3 protein-coding genes are annotated in these 6,000 nt (G+C 68.5%); 2 read left to right on the plus strand and 1 reads right to left on the minus strand.

What is annotated here, in order from left to right; genetic code table 11:
• Positions 1–58 precede the first annotated feature (58 nt).
• Positions 59–3,109, plus strand: a complete 3,051-nt coding sequence (locus V5O40_RS17280; protein WP_332906404.1) for a BTAD domain-containing putative transcriptional regulator — start codon at positions 59–61, stop codon at positions 3,107–3,109.
• Positions 3,106–4,512 (plus strand): hypothetical protein, encoded by a 1,407-nt coding sequence (locus V5O40_RS17285; protein ID WP_332906405.1) that lies wholly within the window; start codon positions 3,106–3,108, stop codon positions 4,510–4,512. Before V5O40_RS17280 ends, V5O40_RS17285 begins: the two co-directional genes overlap by 4 nt.
• Before the next feature lie 66 nt (positions 4,513–4,578).
• Here the strand turns inward: V5O40_RS17285 and V5O40_RS17290 are convergent, their stop codons facing one another.
• Entirely contained in the window at positions 4,579–5,613 is a 1,035-nt protein-coding gene (locus V5O40_RS17290; protein ID WP_332906406.1) for a hypothetical protein, read from the minus strand.
• Positions 5,614–6,000 lie beyond the last annotated feature (387 nt).

A 6,000-nucleotide genomic window follows, 5' to 3' on the forward strand; every position in this document is an offset into this window, starting at 1 on the left:
CTACGGTCGGTGACACCACACCAGCCGATTGACATGCATCTAGGGACGGAGGCAGGGCATGGCGAAACGACCGGTCTCGACCGCCACCGTGGTCGCGGTCGTCCTCGCGGCAGCACCACTGGTCCTGGCCTACCGGGCCGGCTGGCTACGCCCGACCACACCGGCACCGGAACAGATGAGGACATGGCTGCAGCAGCCGCTCACCACCGGCTTCCTCACCACCCTGCTGCAGACCTGCGCCTGGCTGCTGTGGACGCTGCTCGCCACCACCGTCGCCCACGGCCTAAACCGGCAGCTGCGGGCACGGATGCGGTGGCGGCTCGCGCTTCGCCTACCCGGGCCGTTGCAGGGTCTCGCGGCGGCGGTGCTGGGCGCCACCGCCGTGACCTCCTCCGCCCTGCCCGCCGCCGCGCACACCGGCCCCACGGCCGACGCGTTCCCCGCGCTACCTCACGGCGACGACACAGCCCGGCCGGTGCTCGGCCCGCACCAACCGACCACGACCGCCGATATCGGCCGAGCCGGCGCTCCCAGCGTGCTCGATGAGGCACGCGACGCCGTAGTCCACCGTCTTCGCGATGGCACTGACACCGGGCCGGAACAGGGACACGGGCCGGAGGCACGGCCGGCGGCCAATCACACCACCAGCGTCTTGTTCGCGCAGCCCGCCACCTGCCGGGTGGAACGCGGCGACACGCTGTCGGACATCGCCGCGCAGTGGCTCGGTGATCCCGGTCGGTGGCCCGAGATTTTCGCTCTCAACCGGGGCAATCATTACCCCGACGTCGGCGGCACGCTCACCAACCCGGACCTGATCTACCCCGGCTGGCTGCTGACACTGCCCGACGACGCCACACCACCGGCCAGCACACCATCCCCCACCCCACCGCCAGCCGACCCCAGTCCGGCAGAGCCCGAACAACCGGCCCCCGCCCAGCCGTCGCCCACCGAGATCCCGTCCGAGACCCCGGCGGCCGAACCGACCCCACCTGGGCAGCAGGACGATGACGACGGCGTGGTGGAACCTTCCGCACCGGCAACCGAATCCGCCGCCCCGACGGAACCCTCTCCGACACCCACAACCTCGACGACCAGCCCCGACAGCGGAGACGAACAGCAGCGTCCCAACCCCCAGGCGGAACCGCCGGGTGTCTCTCTCGGCACGGGAAGCTGGCTCGACCTCGGGCTCGTCACCGCGATCCTCGCGGCCGTTGCACTTGTCTGGGCACACCGCCGTCGCCGCTACACCCCCCAACCCCCCACGCCGCAGCTGCGCCTCAACGACCCGAGCGTCGTACCGCTGCCGAAGCTGGTCGTCCGGATCCGCCGCAGCCTGCGCCCTTCAGCGTCTGACACTCCACTCGACGAACTCGTCGCCGGCCCGGACGCGACCATCGCCCCCGCAGCCGACGACGAACCCGGCGGCGCGCCGACAAGCGATGCGCGGCCGCTCACGCCGGCTCTCGACGGTTCGATGATCGAGGTGTGGCCACCCGCCGGGCTCGGACTGGCCGGTCCCGGCGCCCACGCCGCAGCCCGAGGCTTCCTCGTATCAGCCCTCGCCACAGGCGGGATGAACGACGCCCGCGGGCGCGGCGGCCAGGTCGTCATCCCCTCCAGCACCCTCACCACCCTGTGGGGCACCACCGGTGCCACCCTGCCAGACACGCCGCGGCTGACCGTCACCGACGGACTCACCGACGCTTTGACGCTGCTGGAAGAGCAGACCCTGCACCGCACCCGGTTGTGCTTCGACGCCGAAGTCGACACCATCGCCGGCCTCCACGAGCTGGACCCGCAGACCGAACCCGTGGCACCGATGGTGCTCATCGCCGATGCCACCGCCGCGTATGAGCGCGCCCGTATCGCCGCGCTGCTCACCCAGGGACAGCGGCTCGACATCCACGGCGTCCTGCTCGGCGCCTGGCCCGACGGCGACACTGTCGCCGTCGCCCGCGACGGATCCACCAGCCCCGCCGACGGCACCGCCCACCGGCACGGCCACCACCCCGCCGACGTCGGACGCCTCACCGTCATCGACCCGACCGAAGCCACCGACCTGCTGAGGGTCCTCGCCGAGTCCCACACCGGCCACACCCCGCCATCACCAGCGGACGACGCACCCCCAACTGTCGACATCCCACCCGGCCCGGCAGTCACCGACAACGGCGACGGCACACCCCACGCGGGCGACCTGCAGCCCGGGCCCGCCGAACCGCATCCGCGATCCGCTCCCACCGCAGACGAACCGGCCGTACCACCAGAGGCGACCCAACCACCAATTACCCAAGACCAGGCCGAAGCCGACGATGCCGATGCCGCTCAAGGCGACGACGCCACAGCCACCGGGCGGGTCCATGTCCAGGTCCTCGGCGACGCCCGCATCGTCGACATGTCCACCACACTGCCGCTGCGCGGCAAAGCCCTGGAACTGCTCACCTACCTCGCCGCCCGCGCAGGTGTCGCCAGCCAGGACGCGATCCTCGAAGACCTGCTACCCGACGCCGCGACCAGCAAAGCACCACACCGGCTGCACACCTACGTCTACAACCTGCGCCGCGTCCTCGCCAGCACCGGCGGCCCCGCCACCTACCTGACCCACCCCGGCCGCCGCTACATCCTGCACCGCGACACCCTCGACGTGGACCTGTGGCAGATGAGCGACGCCCTCGACGAGGCCAACCGCGCCACCACCCCCACCGCCCGCATCGCCGCCCTCCGCCGCGCCGTGGCCACCTACCAGGGCCCACTCGCCAACGGCAAAGACTACGAATGGATCGAACCGTACCGAGAAGCCGTGCAACGCCAAGCCGTCGACGCCGCCCTCGCCCTGGCCGACGCCCTCCACGACCAACCCGGCGAAGCGCTCGCCGTGCTCACCACCGCCATCGGCCACCACCCGCACACCGAAGCCCTGTACCAGGCGGCCATGCGCGTCCACGCGGCACTCGGCGACCCCACCGCCATCCGCGACCTGCACCGCCAACTCGCCCGCGCCCTCAACGACATCGACACCACGGTCAGCGACGACACCACCGCCATCGCCCGAACCCTGACAAGCCAACTCGACCGAAACCAACCCGGCGGCGACGACAAGGGCCGCTCATGACCGCCACACCCGCGGCCACGGGCCGCACCAACGGCACCACCTGGCATCCCGCTGCCTCGCCCAGCCGTCTCCCCGCCGAACCCAGCCCGATCCGAACCGGTCAGCCCGTCGGCGAGCAGACCGACATGCAGCTGAACCGGGCCGTCCACCGCGCCGCGCAGATGCGCACGCTCTTCTACGTCGTTGTGCTCCTCGTGGCACTCGCCGGACAGGTCACCGCCGCGACACAGAAACTCGACATCCACCCCCTCATCGCGATCCCCGCCGTCGGCGCCCTGGAACTCGGCGGCATCGTCGTGATGACCAACGCCGACGTGCGACGCCGCCTCGGCGAACGAGCGATCTCCTCCCGCATCCTGTCGGCCGCCGTCGCCGCCGGCGCGGTCGCCTTCAACTGGCTGGCCCACGACAACCACCTCCTCGGCGGCTTCTTCGCCGGCATGTCCGCCCTGGGCTACCTCGTCTGGCTAGTGCACGTCGAGAACGGACGACGAGACCGCCTCCGTGCCACCGGCGCGCTACCCGCCACCGCACCGGCCTACGAACTCCTCGGCCACTGGCTGCGCCACCCCCTCATCACCCACCGGGCCCGCACCATGGCCAAGGCAGACCCCCGGCTCGGCCTGTACGGATCCCTCAGTGCGGCGCGGGAAGCATTGCGTTGCGAACGGCGCCAGGCCGCGATCGCAAGAGTTCTCCACCGCAAGATCAGGTCGGCGGTCGATCCGGCCACGGCCGCGATTGCAGTCCACGTCTACAACCTCGACGAGATCGCCGCCCGCCTGGCAGATGCCGCCGACTACGAGGGCCTCACCGCCCTCATCGCCGTCGATCTCACCCCCTCTAATATCGCCGCTGGGACCGAAACATGCAGGCAGGAGTGCCTCAACCAAGGGTATGTGCAGACTGACGGGTCAGTTGACGGGCCACCTGTCCCGCCCTGCCACGAGCCATTGGGAATTGAGCAGGTCCATTCGATGTCGGGGGCGTCGGTGGAGACGTCCGTCGCCCGACCGCCGGGGTGGGGGCACCAGCGGCTACCAACCGGGCTCGATCGATCTGCTGAGCCATCAGGCGCGCACGTCCCCGAGGGCCCGCGCCCAGAGCAACCGCTGCGGCATGGGCTGGGGTTGAATGGCTCGGCTTCAACCGATCCTGGCGCGCCGCCGCCGACTGCCCGCGCCAACAGCACCGATGTTGCCGACTCGACGCTGGTGCCTGGCACCCGTGAAGAGTCGCCTCGTTCGCCTAATGCAACAGCCGCAGCCGTGGCCTACTTGCTCGGTCGCGATCCGCACATGGGGTACGACGAGATCGCGCGTCGGATCGGACGGACGGAGCGAACCGTACGCCGCAATCTGCCACCGGGCTTCCGCCGGCCAGGCTCGCGAGGTCGAACTTAGGAACATGCTTGATGGCGGCTCGCCGTCCTCGGGTGACAGGCCGATTGTTGACCGCTCGTCCGATTCCTAACCTGCATGCCCGTCCGGTGCGCCGTCGCGCTTCACCTCACCGCAAGTTCTCGTGCTGATAGGCCGAGCCCAAAGTTCGGCCGGACTTTTTTGCCAGGGTGAGTCTGTCCAGCGGCAGGGGGCGCGCGCCTCGACATCGTCGATATTGATCATCCATACCCTCGGTGGGTAACTCTCTATCAGCGTGATCGCCTGGTCGTCCACGCCTACCACGTTGCCCTCTATTGGAGGCGCGGCGGGATCGCGGAGAAAGATAACTGCCCGTGGAAAGGTCGCGAGCAGTCGACCCGCTATGATCCGAGCGGGGTCAAACTCCTTCAAGAAGGACACTTCCCCCCAGGGTGCGGTCGCCATTGCGGTTAGTGGCGCGATGCACGCCAGCGCAACCAGTCCTCCCGCGACCTGCCTGCCGATGCTTCTGGATTCGGTAGAAGCGAGAATGAGGAAGACTGTCCAACTTGTCGCGTTGAACACACCCCACGTTATGGGTACGGAAAGCGCGAAGAAGATGCCGATCAGCGTGCCACCTGCCGCCGGCAGGAAGCCTGACCGACTTGCTTCCCGGAGTCGCCACCGTTCACGACTTCCATTCTGGGGCGATGACAGCACCCGGCGCAGCCCCCAAAAAGTGATAACGGAGGCGGCGAGTGGCATGAAGAGCCTGACGGTACCTAGGAGAATTGTCTCAACGCCGCCGTTTGCGGCAACCAACGCGAAGACTCCCGAGTCCATAATCAGACCGACGATTAGGGCGCATAATAACAACGCCGGGGCGATGCCTAATGTAAGCGCTAACTGTTCCTGGTTGAGAGGCTTTGATTGTTGCCGGTTCGATGCTGTGGAGTTTTGGTCTTCGTCGTCCGCATCGCTATTTGCAGTACCGTTGTGATCAAAAACGTGACGGCTGGTGGTCATCGCCTGTGGCCGGTTTGCTCTCTTCTTGGCGTGTGTCGAGTTGGCGATAATGGCACCGGCCACCGCGCCCGCTATAAAAATCCATGCCGTCTTCGAGTGCCGCCGAGAGTCATGCATCTGCTCATGCTCGCCGCTTAGAGCGTCCAATCGCTACCCCGTCCCAGTTGAGATGACAATCGTGGCAAAACACCTGATGTCGACTCGCGCCTTTCGAAGCGGTCGCGCACGGGGTGCTGCCGCTCGCGGTGTCACGTCCTGATGTCTGGGTCGCCGCGGATCTTCCCGTGTTTTGTGCGGTTAAATTGGTTGTTCTGGAATAAACAGACGCAAAAGGGATGCGGCTTCTTGCTCTGTCGGGTAGGCGCGCGGCGAGGCGCCGCCCGTCGGATGACACTCACATAGACAGGTCGTGGGCGCCCCCCCCCGGGGAGCCAAACGCGGGCGGCGCCCACCCAATCGGGGGTGAGGTGGTTGGGTGGCCGGGGGGGGGGGGCCGGGCGGGGA

The organism is Micromonospora palythoicola, from assembly GCF_036689795.1.
In the GTDB taxonomy this organism is placed as follows: domain Bacteria; phylum Actinomycetota; class Actinomycetes; order Mycobacteriales; family Micromonosporaceae; genus Micromonospora; species Micromonospora palythoicola.

Bases quoted from the DNA above. Each gene is read 5' to 3' on its own strand.
- V5O40_RS17280 (WP_332906404.1), top strand. From the start codon at position 59: ATGGCGAAACGACCGGTCTCGACCGCCACCGTGGTCGCGGTCGTCCTC.
- V5O40_RS17285 (WP_332906405.1), top strand. From the start codon at position 3,106: ATGACCGCCACACCCGCGGCCACGGGCCGCACCAACGGCACCACCTGG.
- V5O40_RS17290 (WP_332906406.1), bottom strand. From the start codon at position 5,613: ATGCATGACTCTCGGCGGCACTCGAAGACGGCATGGATTTTTATAGCG.